At 71.4% G+C, this 19,748-nt stretch carries 14 protein-coding genes; 6 read left to right on the top strand and 8 right to left on the bottom strand.

The window, feature by feature from the left end; translation table 11 throughout:
* Positions 1-15 precede the first annotated feature (15 nt).
* Positions 16-2,607, bottom strand: a complete 2,592-nt coding sequence (gene pepN / locus IG86_RS0103685) for an aminopeptidase N (RefSeq protein ID WP_030894629.1) — start codon at positions 2,605-2,607, stop codon at positions 16-18.
* Between the two features lie 139 nt (positions 2,608-2,746).
* Here pepN (IG86_RS0103685) and IG86_RS0103690 point away from each other — a divergent pair, with 139 nt between their 5' ends.
* Positions 2,747-3,247, top strand: coding sequence for a DUF1203 domain-containing protein (locus tag IG86_RS0103690; RefSeq protein WP_030894631.1), 501 nt, complete (start codon positions 2,747-2,749; stop codon positions 3,245-3,247).
* Between the two features lie 58 nt (positions 3,248-3,305).
* Here the strand turns inward: IG86_RS0103690 and IG86_RS0103695 are convergent, their stop codons facing one another.
* Positions 3,306-4,334, bottom strand: a complete 1,029-nt coding sequence (locus IG86_RS0103695) for an aspartate-semialdehyde dehydrogenase (RefSeq protein ID WP_030819120.1) — start codon at positions 4,332-4,334, stop codon at positions 3,306-3,308.
* A gap of 260 nt (positions 4,335-4,594) precedes the next feature.
* Here IG86_RS0103695 and IG86_RS0103700 point away from each other — a divergent pair, with 260 nt between their 5' ends.
* Positions 4,595-6,088: a M28 family metallopeptidase gene (locus IG86_RS0103700; RefSeq protein WP_030819122.1), complete on the top strand. Its 1,494-nt coding sequence runs from the start codon at positions 4,595-4,597 to the stop codon at positions 6,086-6,088.
* Between the two features lie 74 nt (positions 6,089-6,162).
* Here the strand turns inward: IG86_RS0103700 and IG86_RS0103705 are convergent, their stop codons facing one another.
* Together IG86_RS0103705 and IG86_RS0103710 are read right to left on the bottom strand one after the other, a co-directional pair.
* A complete protein-coding gene (locus tag IG86_RS0103705) occupies positions 6,163-9,486 on the bottom strand; it encodes a S8 family serine peptidase (RefSeq protein WP_030819124.1) in 3,324 nt (1,107 codons plus the stop codon).
* 273 nt (positions 9,487-9,759) lie between these two features.
* A complete protein-coding gene (locus tag IG86_RS0103710) occupies positions 9,760-10,320 on the bottom strand; it encodes a CGNR zinc finger domain-containing protein (protein WP_030894633.1) in 561 nt (186 codons plus the stop codon).
* Positions 10,321-10,442: 122 nt separating this feature from the next.
* Here IG86_RS0103710 and IG86_RS0103715 point away from each other — a divergent pair, with 122 nt between their 5' ends.
* Positions 10,443-10,901: a VOC family protein gene (locus tag IG86_RS0103715; protein WP_030819128.1), complete on the top strand. Its 459-nt coding sequence runs from the start codon at positions 10,443-10,445 to the stop codon at positions 10,899-10,901.
* The gene (locus tag IG86_RS0103720; RefSeq protein WP_030894635.1) at positions 10,901-11,785 is read left to right on the top strand and encodes a pyridoxamine 5'-phosphate oxidase family protein; all 885 of its coding nucleotides are present in this window, start codon (positions 10,901-10,903) and stop codon (positions 11,783-11,785) included. Before IG86_RS0103715 ends, IG86_RS0103720 begins: the two co-directional genes overlap by 1 nt.
* Here IG86_RS0103720 and IG86_RS0103725 read toward each other — a convergent pair.
* Together IG86_RS0103725 and pepN (IG86_RS0103730) are read right to left on the bottom strand one after the other, a co-directional pair.
* Positions 11,761-12,723, bottom strand: a complete 963-nt coding sequence (locus IG86_RS0103725) for a hypothetical protein (RefSeq protein WP_030819132.1) — start codon at positions 12,721-12,723, stop codon at positions 11,761-11,763. The two genes, IG86_RS0103720 and IG86_RS0103725, sit on opposite strands and share 25 nt — an antisense overlap.
* 277 nt (positions 12,724-13,000) lie before the next feature.
* Positions 13,001-15,559 carry an aminopeptidase N gene (gene pepN / locus IG86_RS0103730; RefSeq protein ID WP_030894636.1) on the bottom strand — a complete coding sequence of 853 codons (2,559 nt, stop codon included), beginning with the start codon at positions 15,557-15,559 and terminating at the stop codon, positions 13,001-13,003.
* Between the two features lie 139 nt (positions 15,560-15,698).
* Between pepN (IG86_RS0103730) and IG86_RS0103735 the strand changes: the two genes are divergently transcribed.
* A complete protein-coding gene (locus tag IG86_RS0103735) occupies positions 15,699-16,349 on the top strand; it encodes a mycothiol-dependent nitroreductase Rv2466c family protein (RefSeq protein WP_030819136.1) in 651 nt (216 codons plus the stop codon).
* Between the two features lie 126 nt (positions 16,350-16,475).
* On the opposite strand, the gene IG86_RS0103740 is transcribed toward IG86_RS0103735, so the two are convergent.
* Both IG86_RS0103740 and IG86_RS0103745 read right to left on the bottom strand, forming a co-directional pair.
* Complete coding sequence (locus tag IG86_RS0103740; RefSeq protein ID WP_030036236.1) at positions 16,476-17,132, bottom strand: superoxide dismutase; 657 nt, start codon at positions 17,130-17,132, stop codon at positions 16,476-16,478.
* A gap of 160 nt (positions 17,133-17,292) precedes the next feature.
* Positions 17,293-18,696 (bottom strand): amino acid permease, encoded by a 1,404-nt coding sequence (locus IG86_RS0103745; RefSeq protein ID WP_030819138.1) that lies wholly within the window; start codon positions 18,694-18,696, stop codon positions 17,293-17,295.
* 180 nt (positions 18,697-18,876) lie between these two features.
* Here IG86_RS0103745 and IG86_RS0103750 point away from each other — a divergent pair, with 180 nt between their 5' ends.
* Complete coding sequence (locus tag IG86_RS0103750; protein ID WP_045936768.1) at positions 18,877-19,659, top strand: SDR family NAD(P)-dependent oxidoreductase; 783 nt, start codon at positions 18,877-18,879, stop codon at positions 19,657-19,659.
* Positions 19,660-19,748 lie beyond the last annotated feature (89 nt).

The raw sequence follows: 19,748 nt of genomic DNA on the forward strand, positions 1-19,748 counted from the left end.
CTACGGCGCGAGCCGTCAGGCCTGAGCGGCAGCGGAGGCGGCGTCGGCGGCCTGGGCCTTCAACGCGCGCTCCACGCCCGCGCGGGACTCCGAGACCAGCCGCCGCAGCGCGGCGTTCGGCTCGGCAGAGGCCAGCCAGGCGTCCGTCGCGTCCAGGGTCTCCTGCGAGACCTGCAGGGCCGGGTACAGGCCCACCGCGATCTGCTGGGCGATCTCGTGGCTGCGGGTCTCCCAGACCTCCTTGACCGCCGCGAAGAACTTCTCGGTGTACGGGGCCAGCAGCTCGCGCTGGTCGGTCTGCACGAAGCCGCCGATCACCGCCTCCTGCACCGCGTTCGGCAGGTCGCCGGACTCCACCACCGAGGCCCACGCCCCGGCCTTGGCCTCCGCCGTCGGGCGGGCCGCCCGCGCCGTCGCCGCGTGGCGCTCGCCGGCCGCCGTCGCGTCCCGCTCCAGCTCCGCCGCGATGGCCGCCTCGTCGGCGACGCCCGTCGCGGCGAGCCGCTCCAGGAACGCCCACCGCAGCTCGGTGTCGACGGCCAGGCCCTCGACGACGGCCGAGCCGTCCAGCAGCGCCGACAGGTACGCCAGCTGCTCCTCGGTGCGGGCGGTCGCCGCGAAGGCCCGCGCCCACGCCAGCTGGTGGTCGCCGGCCGGCTCCGCCGCGCGCAGGTGCTCCAGGGTGGCCGCGGTCCAGGCCGCCAGGCCCTCCTCCCGCCACGCCGGGTCGGCGTACAGGTCGATGGCCAGCTTCACCTGCCGGTGCAGCGACTGCACGACGCCGATGTCGGACTCCTTGCCGATGCCCGAGAGCACCAGCGAGAGGTAGTCGCGGGTGGCGAGCTCCCCGTCACGGGTCATGTCCCAGGCCGAGGCCCAGCACAGGGCGCGCGGCAGGGACTCCGTGAAGTCGCCGATGTGCGCGGTGACCGTGGCCAGGGACTCCTCGTCGAGGCGGACCTTCGCGTACGACAGGTCGTCGTCGTTCAGCAGGACGACCGCCGGGCGGGCGCGGCCCACGAGCTCCGGCACCGACGTCAGCGCGCCGTCGATGTCCAGCTCGATCCGGTCGGTGCGCACGAGCGCGCCGTCCTGGAGCTCGTACAGGCCCACCGCGATGCGGTGCGGGCGCAGGGTGGACTCGCCCTTGGCCCCGGCGGGCAGCGGCGGCGCCTCCTGGCGGATGCCGAAGGTGGTGACCACGCCGTTGGCGTCGGTGGTGATCTCGGGGCGCAGCACGTTGATGCCGGCCGTCTCCAGCCACGCCTTCGACCAGGCGGTCAGGTCGCGGCCCGAGGTCTCCTCCAGGGCGCCCAGCAGGTCCGAAAGGCGCGTGTTGCCGAAGGCGTGCGCCTTGAAGTACGCCTGCACGCCCTTGAAGAAGGCGTCCATGCCGACGTAGGCGACGAGCTGCTTGAGCACCGAGGCGCCCTTGGCGTACGTGATGCCGTCGAAGTTGACCATGACGTCGTCGAGGTCACGGATGTCCGCCATGATCGGGTGCGTGGACGGCAGCTGGTCCTGCCGGTACGCCCAGGTCTTCATGGAGTTGGCGAAGGTGGTCCACGCGTGCGGCCACTTCGAGCCCTCCGCGTACGCCTGGCACGCGATGGACGTGTAGGTGGCGAACGACTCGTTCAGCCACAGGTCGTTCCACCACTCCATGGTGACGAGGTCGCCGAACCACATGTGGGCGAGCTCGTGGAGGATGGTCTCCGCGCGCACCTCGTACGCCGCGTCCGTCACCTTCGAGCGGAAGACGTACTGGTCGCGGATGGTGACCGCGCCCGCGTTCTCCATCGCGCCCGCGTTGAACTCCGGGACGAAGAGCTGGTCGTACTTGGCGAAGGGGTAGTCGTAGGCGAACTTCTCCTGGAACCAGTCGAAGCCCTGCCGGGTCACGTCGAAGATCGCGTCCGCGTCGAGGAACTCGGCGAGCGAGGGCCGGCAGTAGATGCCGAGCGGCACGCTCTGGCCGTCCGGGCCCTCGTAGGAGCTGTGCACCGCGTGGTACGGGCCGACGATGAGCGCCGTGATGTACGAGGAGATGCGCGGGGTCGGCTCGAAGCGCCAGACGTTGTCCTTGACGTCCGCGGGTGCGGGCGTCGGGGAGTTCGAGATGACCGTCCAGCCCTCGGGAGCCGTCACGGTGAACTGGAACGTGGCCTTCAGGTCGGGCTGCTCGAAGCTGGCGAAGACCCGCCGCGCGTCCGGCACCTCGAACTGGGTGTAGAGGTAGGCCTGCTGGTCGACCGGGTCGACGAAGCGGTGGAGGCCCTCACCGGTGTTGGTGTACGCGCAGTCCGCGACGACCCGCAGCTCGTTGGCCCCGGAGGCGAGGTGCGCCAGGGCGATCCGCGAGTCGCGGAAGACGGCCGCGACGTCGAGCGACTTGCCGTTGAGGACGACCTCGTGCACCGCGGGGGCGACCAGGTCGATGAAGGTCTCCGCCCCGGCCTCGGCCGACTGGAAGCGCACGGTGGTCACGGACGGGTAGGTCCCGCCCTCCTGCGCACCGCTGAGATCGAGTTCGATCTCGTACGAGTCGACGGTGAGCAGCTTCGCACGCTGCTGAGCCTCTTCACGGGTGAGATTCGTGCCTGGCACGCGGTCATCTCCTTCGATGGTGACGTTGCCCCGACATCCTTCCATGGGGGGAGGGCCACCGCCTCGGAGTAATCCACGGGCGAACGCGACGTCGCAAACCTGCCGGACAGCGGCGTCCGTCCTCGGCACGCTGGTGGCCATGACCAGCAGATACCGGGCGATGCCCATCGAGGAGATGGCGCTCCAGGAGCTCCGCGTACGCGACGACGCGGGACGCGACTGCGTCCCCCACACCGACGGGGAGGGCGGGGCGCCGCTGCGTTGCTGCCTGCGGACCAGCGCGGCGGGGGAGCGGATCGCGCTCGTCTCGTACGCGCCGCTGCGCCGCTGGGCGGCGCGGACCGGGGCCGATCCCGGCGCCTATGACGAGCAGGGGCCGGTCTTCATCCACGCCGGGGACTGCGGGGGGCCGGCCGGGGGCGGCGGATACCCCTTCGCCCGGGCCGGGGTGCGGCGCACCGCCCGGCGCTACGACGCCCGCGGGCACATCCTCGGCGGGCGGGTCCTGGACCTCGGGGAGGATCCCGACGGGGAGATCGAGCGGGCCCTTGCCGACGCCTTCGCCGAGCCCGAAGTGGCCCTCGTACACGTCCGCGCCGCCGAGTTCGGCTGCTTCCAGTTCGAGGTGCACAGGCCCTGACGTGCCGGGAGGGCGGGCGCCGTGCGGCGCCCGCCCTCCCTTCGTGCCGGCGGCGGGGTCAGCCGCGCAGCTCGTCGGCCACGAGCTCCGCGATCTGGACCGCGTTCAGCGCGGCGCCCTTGCGGAGGTTGTCGTTCGACACGAACAGCGCGAGGCCGTTCTCCACCGTCTCGTCGACGCGGATGCGGCCCACGTACGAGGCGTCCTTGCCGGCGGCCTGGAGCGGGGTCGGGATCTCGGAGAGCTCCACGCCCGCGGCGTCCTTCAGCAGCTCGTAGGCGCGCTCGACGCTGATCGGGCGGTCGAAGCGGGCGTTGATCTGGAGGGAGTGGCCGGAGAAGACCGGCACGCGCACGCAGGTGCCCGACACCTTGAGCTCCGGGAGCTCCAGGATCTTGCGGGACTCGTTGCGGAGCTTCTGCTCCTCGTCGGTCTCGAACGAGCCGTCGTCGACGATCGAGCCCGCGAGCGGGAGCACGTTGAAGGCGATGGGACGCTTGTAGACGCCCGGCTCGGGGAAGTCGACGGCCCCGCCGTCGTGGACCAGCCCGGTCGCGCCCTCGGAGACGGCCTTGACCTGGCCGTCGAGCTCGGCGACACCGGCCAGGCCCGAGCCGGAGACGGCCTGGTAGGTGGTGGCGACCAGCGCGGACAGGCCGGCCTCGTCGTGCAGCGGGCGCAGCACCGGCATGGCCGCCATGGTGGTGCAGTTCGGGTTCGCGATGATGCCCTTGGGCCGGTTCTTGATCGCGTGCGGGTTGACCTCGGAGACGACGAGGGGGACCTCGGGGTCCTTGCGCCAGGCGGAGGAGTTGTCGATGACGACGGCGCCCTGCGAGGCGACCTTCTCGGCCAGGGCCTTCGAGGTGGCGCCGCCCGCCGAGAAGAGCACGATGTCCAGGCCGGAGTAGTCGGCCGTGGAGGCGTCCTCGATGGTGATCTCGCGGCCCTCCCACTCGATCGTCGAGCCGGCGGACCGGGCCGAGGCGAACAGGCGCAGCTCGTCCACCGGGAACTTGCGCTCGGCGAGGATGCTGCGCATGACTGCGCCGACCTGACCGGTGGCTCCGACGATTCCGACCCTCACGTTGACTCCTCTTGATCCATATGTCGCGTGCGCGCGTGGGGCCATCATGCGTTCGACCCCACGAGCCTTGTCCAATCCATTGTCCGAGGACCGGACGGTGTTCTGAATGTGAACACCTGTGACGAGTGCGTGGCGGCCTTGTTTCACGGCCCCCGAGCGACCGTTTTGCCTGGTGGGGGTCGGTTAACGTCCGGTCTGTCATGTCCGTTATCCGGACATGATCGACCGAAGGCCGAAACTCACTCTGGGGGAGATCCACCGTGCGCGCCATCCGCCGCCACAGCCACCGCCGCCGGTCCATACCGGCGCTCGCCGCCCTCGCGGCCGCCGCCGTCGCCGCACCCGTCCTGCTCGCCGCCACCCCGGCCGCCGCCCACCCGCGCGAGGGCCGGCTCGCCAGGGAGCTGGTGGCGGAGGTCGACGCCAAGGGCGCCTACCGCCACCTGAAGAAGTTCCAGCAGATCGCCGACGCCAACGGCGGCAACCGCGCCGCCGGCACGCCCGGCCACGCGGCCTCCGCCGCCTACGTGCACGACACGCTGAAGAAGGCCGGGTACGACGTCTCGTACCAGGACTTCGACATCCACGAGGCGCGCACGAGGACGGAGCGGACCACCGTCCTCGGCCAGGACTCCCGTGAGCTGGCCACCGCCGCCTTCACCTTCACCCGGTCCACCCCGGCCGGCGGCCTGGCCGCGCCGCTGGCGCTCGCCCGGGTCGACGAGACCCCCGGCTGCACGGCGGACGACTATCCGGCCGGCGCGTTCACGGGGAAGATCGCCCTGGTCAAGCGGGGTTCCTGCACCTTCGTGGAGAAGCAGAACGCCGCCGCCGCGGCGGGCGCGCTCGGCGTCATCGTCTACAACCACAGCGGCACGACCCCGGTGCGGGGCGGCTTCTCCTCGCCCGCGGAGGGGATCATCCCGAGCGCCGGCATCAGCCTCGCCGACGGCGAGGCCCTCACCGCCGCCGCCGGCCGGGGAGAGGTGACCGTACGCCTGGAGCTGGACCAGGAGCACGTGAAGAAGACCACCCGCAACGTGATCGCCGAGACCCGGGGCGGCCGCTCCGATCGCGTGGTCACCGTCGGGGCACACCTGGACTCCGTGCCCGAGGGGCCGGGCATCAACGACAACGGCTCCGGCTCGGCCGGCCTGCTGGAGGTGGCGCTGAAGCTGGCCGAGGAGGGCGCCAACAAGAAGGGGAAGGGGCCCGCGAACAAGGTCCGCTTCGGCTGGTGGTCGGCGGAGGAACTGGGCCTGCTGGGCTCGGAGCACTACGTCGCGCAGCTGTCCGACCAGCAGAAGAAGGACATCGCGCTCTACCTGAACTTCGACATGATCGCCTCGCCGAACCCGGTGCAGTTCGTCTACGACGGCGACGACTCGGACAGGACGGGCGCGGGCGCCGGCCCGGCTGGCTCGGCGCAGATCGAGGCGCTCATCAACGGCTTCCTCGACCGCAAGGGCAAGCCGCACGAGGGCAGTGACTTCGACGGCCGCTCCGACTACGGGCCGTTCATCGCGAGCGGCATCCCGGCCGGCGGCACCTTCACGGGGGCCGAGGGCATCAAGACCGCCGAGCAGGCGAAGCGTTACGGCGGCACGGCGGGGGCCCCGTACGACCCGAACTACCACGGGGGCGGCGACGACCTGAAGAACCTGGACCTCAAGGCCTTCGACACCAACCTGGACGTGATCGCGCACGCGGTCGGCACCTACGCCGAGTCGCTGCGCTCGCTCGGCAGGCCGTAGCCGGCCGGGGGGAACGGCCCGAGGGGGCGGTGCTCGTCAGAGCGCCGCCCCCTCGGGTTTCGTTGCGGAAGGTGCTACGGGAGGACCTTCTCGATCTGCACGCTGCCGGTGCCGGCGGCGGTGCCGCGGGCGTTGAGCAGCTCGACCTGGCCGAAGAACTGACGGCCCTCGGGGGCCGCGCTGGTGACCAGGACGTTCGCCGAGACCTGCGCGGTGGCGCCGGTGGCGAGGTTCACCGCGGCGGCCTCGTCGACCTGGACGGAGCCCAGGGCGGCCGAGAAGAACACGTCGCGGTAGTCGTACGTGGTGGAACCGGACGGGATCGCGTAGCCGATCACCTTGACGGTGTAGGTGCCCGCGGCCGGGTTGACCAGGCTCACGGCCTCCTCGGAGTCGCCGTCGGCGGCGGAGCCCACCTTGACGCCGTCCTTGTAGACCTCGAGGTCGAGGTCGGCGGCGGTGTCGGACACCTTGCCGATGGCGACGTCGAGGCGCGAGGTGCCCGCGGGCACCGCGATCTCGGTGGTGTGGGTCTCACCGTTGGCGAGGGTCGGCTTGGCGACCTTCGCGGAACCGAGCGGGCCGCCCTTGAGCTTGCCGCCGGTGATGGCCGCGCCGGCGTTCTTCACGCTCCACTGGACCGGGGCCGGGGTGCCCTGCTTCACCTCGGGCAGGACCTTGACCGCGGGGTCGAAGGCCGCGCCGAGCACGGAGACGTCCAGCTTGAACGGGTTGTCCAGGACCGGCGACGTACGACGGGCCTCGACCTCGATCTCCCAGACGCCCGGCGTCGGCTCGGGGTACGAGCGCACGTCGGGGCGGCAGGTGTTGGCCGGGTTGTCGTAGTTCGGGTAGCAGTTGGTCGTGGCCGTCGGGTCGACCGGCGTGCCGTACGGGTGGATCGCGATGAAGCGCGTCTGGGCGCCCGCCGCGAGACCGCTGAGCGCGACCTCCAGGCTCTTGGCGCCCGGCGGCACGGTCACGAAGTACGACGTGTGCGAGTTGCGCTGCACGGAGGAGGACTGCGACAGGGAGAACGACGGCGCGGCCAGGGGGGCGGAAGCCACGACGGTCGTGAGGATCTGCTTGTCGATGCCCTCGGTGGTCTCGTCGTCCAGCTGCAGGATGCCGCTGTGGACGCCGGCGGTCTTGGCGTTGGCCTCGACCTTGATGGTGACGGGCTTGTTCAGCGGCAGGGTGACGTAGTCGTAGCCGCCGATGACCTTGAAGGTGCCGTCGTTGTTGCGCCAGCTCAGGTCGTGCCGGGTGCCGTACTTGACGCCCGTGGTGCGGGTGACGACGACGTTGTAGACCTTCTTCTGGCCGACCTTGAGGCCGCCCTCGCGGTCGTACAGGCCGGTGCCGAAGCCCGGGGTCTTCAGGAACTGGTCGATCGCGGTGTCGACCGGGGCCTTGACGGTGAACTCGTTCGCCTTGGCGTCGCGCTGGATGGACTCCCACGCGCCGCCGACGTCGATCAGACCCGAACCCTGCGCGTGCGCCGGGACGTTGTCGATCTTCTTCGCCGAGCTGGTGAGCGCGACCCGCAGGGAGGCCGGCGTCAGCTTGATGTTCTGCTGCTTCGCGGCGGAGATCAGCAGGGCGCTCGCACCGGCGGCCTGCGGCGAGGCCATCGAGGTGCCCTGGAGCATGCCGTAACCGGCGGGCAGGGTGTAGCCCGCCTCCTTCACCGGCGCGCCGGGCAGCCAGGTCTGGATGGTGTTGATGGCCGCGCCGGGGGCGCTGATGGTCGGCGTGAAGCCGCCGTCCTCACGCGGACCGCGCGAGGAGAAGGGGAACATGTTGTACTTCGTGCTCACGCCGGAGCCGTAGTTCGCGGCCCACGTCTCCTTGGAGACCGAGGCGCCCACGGAGATGACCTTGTCCGCGAGGGCCGGGTCGCCGATGGTGTTGACACCGGGGCCGGAGTTGCCGGCCGAGATGACCAGCTGGACACCGTAGGTGTCGACGAGGTTGCGGTAGAGCTCGGCGCGCGCGTTGTTGCCGTCGTTCAGCGCCGGCAGGCCGCCGATGGACATGTTGACGATGTCCACGCCGCGGTTGACGACGAGGTCGATCATGCCCTCGGTCAGCGCGATGTTGGTGCAGCCGCCGGACCAGGAGCAGGCGCGCGAGGAGACGAGCTTCGCGCCGGGCGCCTCGCCGTTCATCTTGCCGCCGAAGAGGCTGTTGGCGGCGGTGATGCCGGCGACGTGCGTGCCGTGCTCGGACTCGATGATGCCGATGTTGACGAAGTCGGCCTTCTTGCCGACCCAGTCCCCGCCCAGCGGGTCCATCGGGACGTCCTTGCGGATCTCGATCACGAACGGGATCCGCTCGGCGACCTCGGTCGCCGGGTTGTCCGTGCCGAAGTAGCCGATCTGGTAGCCGTCCTTGTACGGCTTCATCGGCTCGTTGTTCGTGAAGTCGCCGTCCTGGTCGGTGTCGACGCGGACGGTGCCGGCGGCGGCGTCGTAGAGCATGCCGAACCGGTCGGTGGTGTCCCCGTCCCGGTTGACGTCGCCCGCCATGTCGCCGGTTGCGGTGATCGACTCGCTGAACCGGCTCCACTGGAAGCTGCCCTCGGGCGCCTTCCAGCTCTGGCCGCCCGCGGTGAAGGTGCCGCCCGCGGAGGTGACCGGGGTGATCTGCGCGCGCCAGGTGCCGTCGTTGTCGGTGATCGGGTCGGTGGCCGTCACCCAGTCGACGATCTTGCGCTCGCCGGTGGTGGTCTTCTGCAGTGCCGGGTGACCGAGGTCGACGCCCGAGTCCATGATGCCGATGGTCACGCCGCGGCCGTCGGCCTGCGGGTTCTTCGCGACGAAGTCGACCGCGCCGGTCTCGAAGGACGGGTTGTACGGGTTCTTCGCCGGGGTGTTCTTGTCCGGCGCCGCGTACGTCTCGGCCGCGGTCTTCTTGACCGTGCCGGTCTCCCGGTCGGCGTCGGGACGCGGGTCCGGCAGCTGGATCTCGTGACGCAGGTCGATGCCGTGCACCGAGGACAGCTTGGCGGCCGCCTTCAGGGCGGCCTCCGCCTGGCCGGTCGGCAGGGTGGCGCGCACGTAACCGAGGTTGTCGTACGTCCGGCCGACCGAGGCGCCCTGGACGGCGTCCAGCTGGTCGGCGACCTGCTTGGTCTGGCCGGGGGCGGTCGCGACCATGACGGTGACGTTCGCGTCACCCTTGGCCCTGGCCTCCTGGAGGAGCTCGACGTCGGCCGAACCGAGCTTCTGGTCGGCGGACTTGACCGCAGGCGAGGTGCCCGGGGTGTCCGCGCCGGTCGCCGCGAACACGGGCGCGGCGCCGGTCGCCGCGAGGGCGGCGACCAGGCCGGCCGCGGCCGCGACGCGCGCGACGCGTCTGGCCCCGGGTATGGAGCTGGGGGATTCGAGGGTCATCAGCATCCCTGGTAAGTGAAAGATACGGTCCGGATTTCGGTGCCGGATGACCGGTCAGCTTTCCTCAACCGACAGGTCTTTGGGGAGGGATGTCATCGACCGAGACCTACGGTGGCGGAGACTCGCCAGCGCGGAACATCCGCCAGTGGGGCCGTATCCGGGCACAGTGGTGCGAACCACTGGGGTCGAAGAGTTGATTTATCGACTTAGCGGCCCCAAGTCGGTACCGGGGCGGGGTCGTCCGTCGGTGCAGGTGTGACAGATTTCGAGCGGTCAGCGCTCGCGCGTGCGCGCGTAGTGGCGCGAGGCCTTCGCCCGGTTTCCGCAGGCGGACATCGAGCACCAGCGCCGGGTGCCGTTGCGCGAGGTGTCGTGGAAGTGCAGGACGCAGGTCTCGGAGGCGCACTTGTGGATCCGCTCGGGCGCGGAGCCCAGCAGCTCCAGGTAGTTCCGGGCGGCCGTCCAGGCCGGACCCCAGGTGGGGTCGTCGAACTCGGCCCGTTCACCCGGTCCTTCGGCGGTCAGCGTGGCGCGGATGCGGCCGTGCTCCAGTACGGCGTCGACCAGCGCGCGGGCGCTCTCGTCGGCCGGGTCCGCCACCGCGCGGGCCAGCGCCTCGCGCGCGGTCATCAGATGGACGAGGGTCGAGGCGTCGGCCCGGAAGCGGCCGGCCAGCCCGGCGGACTCCAGCCAGACCGCGAGCCCTTCGACCCGGCTCAGCCCGAAGGCCCCCGCGAAGAGGTCGACGAGTTCCCCCTCCCGCATCCAGCGGGTGTTCAGCAGATCGAGGGCGATCGGCTCCCCGGTCAGGGGCCGTGGGTCAGCCGTCGTCATGTCCGTCTCCTCGCTCGCTAACCCCTCAAGAGTACGTGAACGGTTGACGTCGTCGGGTGTAACCGTTAATTTAGATTTAGAAGGTTAGAATTCGTGGAACGGTCTCTGGGGAAGGACCCGTCATGACCACCGTCATCAGCAAGCTCCGCACCGGGCACGTCGGCCTGAACGTCACCGATCTGGAGCGCTCGCTCGCCTTTTACCGGGACGCCCTGGACTTCCAGGTGCTCGGCGAGGGCAAGGAGGAGGACCGCCGCTTCGCCTTCCTCGGCCGGGACGGCGAGCTCGTCCTCACGCTCTGGCAGCAGGCCGACGGCGCCTTCGCGCCGGCCGCGGCCGGACTGCACCACCTGGCGTTCACGGCCGACGCCGTCGAGGAGGTGCGCGCCTACGAGGAGCGGCTGCGCGGCCTGGGCGTAGCGTTCGCCCACGAGGGCGTCGTCGCGCACCGCGAGGGCGCGGCATCCGGCGGCATCTTCTTCCACGACCCCGACGGCACCCGCCTGGAGATCTCCGTACCGACCGGCGCCGAGGATGCGCCCGCCCCCACCGCGGGGGCGCCGACCTGCGGGTTCTTCTAATGGGCGTCTACCACTGGGGGTCGCTGGCGGTGCAGGAGAGGGTCGGAGTGCGCGGCCCGGCCGAGCACGTCGGCCGCTCGATCGGTACGGGCATCCGCGACGTCGCCGCGGCCTTCCTGGAACTCCAGCCGCACCTGGTCGTCGGGGCCGCGGACGGTGCCGGCCGGATGTGGGCCTCCCTGCTCACCGGCCCGCCCGGCTTCGTACGGGCCACCGGCCCGCACCGGATCGCCGTCGCCGCGGGGGTGCCGGCCGGGGACCCGCTCGCCGAGGCGCTGGCCACGGACGGGACCCGGATCGGGACCATCGCGCTCGACCCTCGCACCCGGCGCCGGATGCGGCTGAACGGAACCCTCGCGGCGACGCCGCGGGGCTTCGCCGTCGAGGCCGAGCAGGTCTTCGCCAACTGCCCCAAGTACCTGCAGAAGCGTCAGCCGCTGGAACTGGTCGCGCAGGGGGCCGGCGTCGTGCGCCGCGGGGACGCGCTGACCCCCGGCCAGGTGCGTGCCGTCCGGCGCGCCGACACCTTCTTCGTCGCCACCACGGCGGAGGCGGACGGGGCCGACGCCAGTCACCGCGGCGGCCTGCCGGGATTCGTGGAGGTGCTCTCCCCGGTCGAGCTGGCCTGGCCGGACTACGCGGGGAACGCGATGTTCCTGACCCTGGGGAACCTGACGGCCGACCCGCGGGCCGGACTGCTCTTCCCCGACTGGGAGAGCGGGGCCGTCCTCCAGCTCAGCGGCCGGGCCCGGACGGAGTTCGCGGCCGACGGGGGCCGCCGCACCCGCTTCCGGGTGGAATCGGTGGTGGAGGGTGTGCATCCGGGGCGGCTGCTGTGGAGCACCCCGGAGTACTCGCCTCACCTGGGCAGCACCACCAGGTAGGCGGCGGGTTCGCGGTCGTCGGCGGCCGTCAGCGCGGTCCGGATGACGGCGGCCTGCTGCTCGGGCCAGTCGCGGAGCTTGCGCGGGGTGACGTGGACGACCGTCACCCCGAGCCGCTCCAGGGTCTCCCGCTTGCGTACGCACTCGGACCACTCCTCGTCCTCGCCCTGGCGCGGGGCGCGGGTGTCGATCTCCACCGCCACGGAGTGCTCGGGCCAGTACGCGTCGACCCCGCCCAGGTGCGGGCCGCCGGGGATCCGCAGGTCCACGTTCCACACGGGGTCGGGCAGCTCGTAGCCGCGTACGAGGTGGTACAGCCGGTCCTCGGCCATGGCCCGGCCCTCCGCGAGGAGGGACTCGACGGCGTCCACCACGTGCGGCCGGTTCAGCAGCCGGGCCACCGTCAGTTCCCGTACGATCGCGGCGGGTTCGCAGTGCCTGCTGCGGACGGCCTCGCTCAGCAGCCGGCGCACCGCGCCCGCGTCGGACAGCTGCGCGACGGCGTCGGCCACGGCCCGGGCGACGGGCGCCACGGGCAGCCCGGTGACCTCCTGGGACCGGGGCGCGGTGCGCGCCCGCACGATCCGTACGTCGCCGGTCGACCGCAGCCGCCGGGTGCCCGGCACCAGCACGTCGATGTGCGACAGCGCGAGCAGCGGGGGCGCGGAGGCGAAGCGGTACAGGGCCAGCGCCGCCAGCCCGGTGATCATTGACTCGCCCCCGCCGCGCCGTCCCGCGTACAGCAGCGCGGCGTGCAACCGCTCCTCACTGGTCGCCGGCCCGGAGTGGAGCAGGAACACGCCGGGCAGGATCTGCCGCCACGGCCGCTCGGCGGCGTCGGAGGCGCTCACGCCGTGCTCGCGCAGCTGTGCGAGGGTCAGCACGCGGGGGCGGTTGCCGGTGAGGTGGGCGAGGGGGAGGGGTGCGTTGTGGTTCATGACGCGGTGATTCCCTCAGGCCATGGCCTTGCTAACCCCTGTTACACGCCTGTCGACAAATGCGGACAAGCTGGGGCTAAAGTACGGGCGTTCGACTGCCGATGGGGTGCGCCCGTCTGGGTGACCGTGCGCGGCGCTGCTCCTCGCCCCGCCCTTTCTCCGTTTCCCGGTCGCTGCCCGGCCCGGTCCTCAACCGCCGGACGGGCTGGAAGATCCAGCCTCGCCGGCGTCTGAGGCGCGGGGTCCGGGGCGGAGCCCCCGGCAGCGGCGCTGCGGGCTAGTTGCCCGCAGCCGCGTCGCAGGCCTGGGCGCGCAGGGCCCTGGCGAGGTCGTCGCGGGACTCCAGCACCAGGCGGCGCAGCGCGGGGGCGGCGTGCTCGTGCCCCGCCAGCCAGGCGTCCGTGGCGTCCAGCGTGGCGGCGTCGCCCTGGAGCGAGGGGTAGAGCCCCTTCACGACGTCCATCGCGATCTGGATCGACCGGTCCGTCCACACCCGCTCGATCACCTCGAAGTAGCGGCCCGCGTGAGCCGCCAGCAGGCCCCGCTGCGAGGGCTGCTGCATGCCCGCGATCGTCGCCTCCACCAGTGCGTTGGACAGCGCGTCGGACTCGACGACCGCCGCCCACGCCTGGTCCTTCACCGCCTGCGAGGGGCGCGCCGCCAGGCACCGCACCTGGTGCCGCTTGCCCGACGCCGTGTCGTCGCGGGCCAGTTCGGCGGCGAGGACGCCCTCGTCCACCGCCCCGTGCGCGGCCAGCGGCAGCAGGAAGTCCCAGCGCAGCTCCTGGTCCACGTCCAGCCCGTCGATCCGCGCCGACCCCTCCAGCAGCCCCAGCAGCAGCTGGAAGTCGCCCTCCGTCGCCGCGCTCGCCGCGAAGAAGCGCGCCCAGGTCAGCTGGTGCTCCGACCCCGGCTCGGCCACCCGCAGTTCGTGCAGCGCGCCCGCCGCCAGGTCCCGGCCGCTCTGCTCGCGCCGGTCCGGGGCCGCGTAGTGGTTGACCGCCGTCTGCGTCTGCGCGTGCAGCATCTGCAGGACGCCGACGTCCGTCTCCCGGCCCGCGTGCGCCAGCACCAGCGAGACGAAGTCGCGCGCCGGCATCAGGCCGTCCCGCGTCAGGTTCCACAGCGCCGACCAGCTCAGCGCCCGCGCCAGCGGATCCGTCAGGTCGCCCAGGTGCGAGCGCAGCGTCGTCAGCGAGCCCTCGTCGAAGCGGATCTTGCAGTAGGTGAGGTCCTCGTCGTTGACCAGGACCAGGTCGGGCCGCTCCTGCCCGGCCAGCTCCCCGATCACCGACCGGGCGCCGGCGACGTCCGCCTCGGCCCGCGCGTAGCGGACCAGCGCGCCGTCCGGCTGCAGCCGGTACAGGCCGACGCCGACGCGGTGCGGCCGCAGCTCGTCGCCCTCCTGGACGACCGCCAGCTCGGTGATCCGCCCCGACGCGTCGTAGGTCACCACCGGGGTCAGCGCGTTCACGCCCGCCGTCTGCAGCCAGGCCCGCGACCACTCGGTCATGTCCCGGCCGGACACCTCGCCGAGCACCGACAGCAGGTCTCCCAGGGTGGTGTTCCCGTACGCGTTCGCCTTGAAGTAGCGGCGCGCGCCTTCCAGGAAGGCCTCCCGGCCGACGTAGGCGACCAGCTGCTTGAGCACCGAGGCGCCCTTGGCGTAGGTGATGCCGTCGAAGTTCAGCTTGGCGTCCTCCAGGTCACGGATGTCGGCCGTGATCGGGTGGGTGGACGGCAGCTGGTCGGCCCGGTAGGCCCACGACTTGCGTCGGTTGGCGAAGGTGATCCACGCCTGGTCGAAGCGGGTGGCCTCGACCAGCCCGAAGGAGCCCATGAAGTCGGCGAAGGACTCCTTCAGCCACAGGTCGTCCCACCACTTCATGGTGACCAGGTCGCCGAACCACATGTGCGCCATCTCGTGCAGGATGACGTTCGCGCGCGCCTCGTACGAGGCCTGCGTGACCTTGCCGCGGAAGATGTACTCCTCGCGGAAGGTCACCATCCCCGGGTTCTCCATGGCGCCCAGGTTGTACTCCGGCACGAAGGCCTGGTCGTACTTCCCGAAGGGGTAGGGGTAGTCGAAGATCTCGTGGAACAGGTCGAAGCCCTGCTTGGTGATGAGGAAGATGTCATCGGCGTCGAAGTGCTTCGCCAGCCCCTTGCGGCACATCGCGCCCAGCGGGACGGTCAGGTCCCCGCGGGTGTAGGTGTCCGTCACGTAGTGGTAGGGGCCCGCCACCACGCAGGTGATGTACGTGGAGATCGGCGCCGTCTCGGCGAAGCGGCGGGTCTGCCCCTCGCGGGACTCCTCGGCGCCGTTGCTCCACACCTGCCAGCCCTCGGGCGCGGTCACCTCGAAGCGGTAGGGCGCCTTCAGGTCCGGCTGCTCGAAGTTCGCGTACACCCGCCGGGCGTCGGCCGGCTCGTACTGCGTGTAGAGGTAGACCTCGCCGTCCTCCGGGTCCACGAAGCGGTGCAGGCCCTCGCCCGTCCGGCTGTACGCGCAGTTCGCGTCCACCACCAGGACGTTCTCGGAGGCCAGGTCGTCCAGGGCGATGCGGGCCCCGTCGAAGACGGCGGCCACGTCCAGTGCCCGCCCGTTCAGGGTCACGGAGTTGACCGAAGGGGCGATCAGGTCCGCGAAGGTGGCGGCGCCGGGGACCGCGGCCCGGAAGCGGATCGTCGTCACCGAGCGGAAGGTCCGCGGGCCCTCTGCCGGCTCGGCCTCGTCCACCGCCGACCGGATGTCGAGGACGACCTCGTACGCGTCGACGGACAGCAGCTCGGCCCGCTCGCGGGCCTCCTCGCGGGACAGATTCTCTCCGGGCACCTGCACTCCTTCGTGCGTGATCGCGTTCTTGGGTCGAATCCTCGCACGAGGGGAATGCGTGCGACGGCGTCCTGGTTGGCCACGGAGGACATGCGCCGTTGATGCCTTTTTCCGCCTGAGACCGACACCGAGGAGAGACATGACCGAGACCCAGGTGCGCGAGAAGACCCCGGTCGACTTCTGGTTCGACCCGCTCTGCCCTTGGGCCTGGATGACGTCCCGTTGGATGCTGGAGGTCGAGAAGGTCCGCGACGTCGAGGTGCGCTGGCACGTGATGAGCCTCGCCGTGCTGAACGAGAACAAGCTCGACGAGCTGCCCGAGGTCTACCGCGAGCTGCTCGGCCCCAAGGGCTGGGCTCCCGTGCGCGTGGTGATAGCGGCCCAGCAGAAGCACGGCGACGAGGTCACCGGCAAGCTCTACACCGCGCTCGGCACCCGCATCCACAACGAGGACAAGGGCCCGACCCGCGAGGTCATCGCCGAGGCGCTGGCCGAGGTCGGCCTGCCGGCCGAGCTGATCGCGTACGCCGACTCCGACGAGTACGACGAGGTGCTGCGCGCCTCCCACAACAACGGCATCGACCGGGTCGGCCAGGAGGTCGGCACCCCGGTGATCTCCGTTCCGGGCGCGGACGGCGAGGGCGACGTCGCCTTCTTCGGCCCGGTCGTCACCCCGACCCCGCGCGGCGAGGCCGCGGCCCGGCTGTGGGACGGCACCCTGCTCGTCGCCGCCACCCCCGGCTTCTACGAGATCAAGCGGACCCGCACCAAGGGCCCGTCCTTCGAGTAGTCCGCAGGCCCGCACCTGACACAGAAGACCCCCGTGAGTCACGTCCTCACGGGGGTCTTCTGCTGGACGCGCCCGCCGGTGAAGGTTGAGAAGACGATCACGAGGCGGACGGGCTCTGGGGTGTGATCAGCCCTTGACGGGGATCAGCAGCGGGGTGTTCGCCTTGGCGTCGGCGTAGCGCCGGGACACGTCCTGCCAGTTGACGACGTTCCACATCGCCTCGATGAAGTCCACCTTCTGGTTCTTGTACTGCAGGTAGAAGGCGTGCTCCCAGGCGTCGAAGACCAGGATCGGGGTGCTGGCCACGCCCACGTTGCCCTGGTGGTCGTAGACCTGCTCGACGACCAGGCGGCCGCTGACGGGCTCGTACGCGAGCACGCCCCAGCCGGAGCCCTGGGTGGCGGAGGAGGCGAAGGTGAGCTGCTTCTTGAACTTCGCGAAGGAGCCGAAGGACTCGGTGATCGCGTCGGCCAGGTCGCCCAGGCCGTCGGCCGCGGTGGGCTCGCCGCCGCCCTCGCCGGTCTTCGGGCTCGCCATGTTGTGCCAGTAGATGCTGTGCAGGATGTGACCGGAGAGGTGGAACGCGAGGTTCTTCTCCAGGCCGTTGAGCGCGCCCCAGTTCTCCTTGTCGCGCGCCTCCGCCAGCTGCTCCAGCGTGTTGTTGGCGCCCGTGACATAGGCCGCGTGGTGCTTGTCGTGGTGCAGCTCGATGATCTGCGGGTTGATCACCGGCTCCAGCGCCGCGTAGTCGTACGGAAGCTCAGGAAGCGTGTAGATGGCCATGCGTGTTATCCGGTCCCCTCAGCGTGCCAATCGCTAATTGCAATTAATGCGCAACTGCACGCTAGCAGCATCTATTCCACCTCACACGTAAGGGTCACCTCTGTGAAACGCAGGTGGGCCCCGTGCGTTCGCACGGGGCCCACCTGCGGTCGAGGGGCTGTCAGCGGGCGGCGGCCGCCGTCCGGCGCTGCATCACGTACCCGGTCACGGCGAGGGCTGCGGTGAGCCCGCCGGTGAAGATCACCTGCACCCGTGTGTCCTCGCCCAGCGCCATCAGCACCAGGACCGCGGCCACCCCGGCCAGCGCCACCCAGGTCAGGTAAGGGAAGCCCCACATCCGCACGACGAGCTTCCCGGGCTCCTCGCGCTCCAGTCGGCGGCGCAGCACGAACTGCGAGACGGCGATGAAGCCCCAGACGATCAGGATGACCCCGCCGACCATGTTCAGCAGCCAGGCGAACAGGGTGTCCGGGTACCAGTACGACAGCAGCACGGTGACGAAGCCGAAGCCGGAGGAGGCGAGCACCGCGCGGCGCGGCACCCGGCCGGTGACCTTGCCCAGCGCCTTCGGGCCCTGGCCGCGGGAGACGAGGGAGTAGGCCATGCGCGAGGAGCCGTAGATGTTGGCGTTCATCGCGGACAGCAGGGCGATCAGGATGACCACGTTCATGATCTCGCCGGCCGCCGGGATGCCCAGGTGGTCCAGGGTGGCCGCGTAAGGGCCGTCCTCCGTCACCTTCGGGTCGTTCCACGGCAGCAGGGTGACGATGACGAGCATGGAGCCGACGTAGACGACGGCGATGCGCCACATGGTGGTCTTCACGGCCTTGGCCACGCCCTTGACCGGGTCCTCCGACTCGGCCGCCGCGATGGTGACCGTCTCCAGGCCGCCGTACGCGACGACCGAGGCCAGCAGCCCGACCAGCAGTCCGTCCACGCCGTTCGGCAGGAAGCCGCCGTCGTGGAGCAGGTTGGCGGTGCCGGGCGCGCCGGTGCCGGGCAGCAGGCCGAGGACGGCCAGCACGCCCAGCCCCAGGAAGAGGCCGATGGCGCCGATCTTGAGGGCGGAGAACCAGAACTCGAACTCGCCGAAGTTCGAGACGGCGGCCAGGTTGGAGCCGCAGAACAGCGCCATGAAGACCAGCACCCACATCCAGGACGGGGTGCCCGGGAACCAGCCCGTCATGATGTGCGCCGCGCCGATGGCCTCGATGGCCACGCCCACGCACAGCAGCGTCCAGAACATCCAGCCGGCGGTGAACCCGGCCCACGGGCCGATCGCCCGCTCGGCGTGCACGGAGAAGGAGCCGGAGGCGGGGTTGGCGGCGGACATCTCGCCGAGCATCCGCATCACGAACATCACCAGCAGTCCGGACGCGGCGTAGGCGAGCACGATCGAGGGGCCCGCGGCCGCGATGCCCGCCCCGGAGCCGACGAAGAGTCCGGCGCCGATGACACCGCCGAGGGCGATCATCGAGAGGTGGCGCTGCTTGAGTCCGTTGCCGAGCGGGGATCCGGAGTCGGTCTGCGGTGCTTCGGGGGGTGTCAGGGTGCTCTGGCTCATTGCGGGTGTGCCTGTCCGGTTGTACGGGGGGACGTGATGAGGTGCCCCAGTCTCACCCCTGTCCGATCTTCGGATGGTCGGCGTCCGGTATTCGGACAGTCGAATGACCGGCCGTGATCACCCCCGTACGCTGCCGACAGGACGCGGACGACGCGGCGACAGGAGACGGGGGACGACCGAATGGACCACGGTGTAAGGGAATTGGCCGCCACGGGGCGGGGGGTGCTCGTCACCGGGGCCTCCCGGGGGATCGGACGGGCCGTCGCCACCGCCTTCGCCGAGCAGGGGGACCGGGTCGCGGTGCACTGCACGGCCCGGCATGCGGACGCCGAGCGCACCCTCGCCGACCTCCCCGGAGAGGGCCACGTCCTCGTCGTCGGAGACCTCGGCGACCCGGCCCGCGTGGAAGCCCTCGCCGCCGAGACCGAGGAGGCGCTCGGCGGCATCGACGTCCTCGTGAACAACGCCGCCGTGATGCTCGCGCACCCGCTGCCCACCACCTCGTACGCCGACTGGCAGGAGGCCTGGCGGCAGACGGCCGCCGTCAACCTCTTCGCCCCGGCCAACCTCACCCACTGCGTCGCCCGCCGCATGATCGACGGCCGGAGGGAGGGCCGCGTCGTCAACATCGGCTCGCGCGGGGCGTTCCGGGGCGAGCCCGACCACCCCGCCTACGGTGCCACCAAGGCGGCCCTGCACGCGCTCGGCCAGTCCCTCGCCGTCTCCCTGGCCCCGCACGGCATCGCCGTGGCCTCCGTGGCGCCCGGTTTCGTGGCCACCGAACGGGTCGCCGGGCGGCTCGAAGGGGAGGAGGGCGAGCGGATCCGGGCGCAGAGCCCCTTCGGCCGGGTCGGCACGCCGCAGGAGGTCGCCGCCGCCGTGCTGCACCTGGCCTCGCCCGCGGCGCGCTGGAGCTCGGGCACCGTGCTCGACGTCAACGGAGCCTCCTACCTGCGCACCTGACGGGCGAAGGCCCCCGCGCCGGGTGCGCGGGGGCCTTCGCGTGGGGCCAGGGGCCCGGGCCGAGGACAGCGGCCGTGGACCGGCGGGCG

It is taken from the genome of Streptomyces virginiae (assembly GCF_000720455.1).
Classification (GTDB): Bacteria; Actinomycetota; Actinomycetes; order Streptomycetales; family Streptomycetaceae; genus Streptomyces; species Streptomyces virginiae.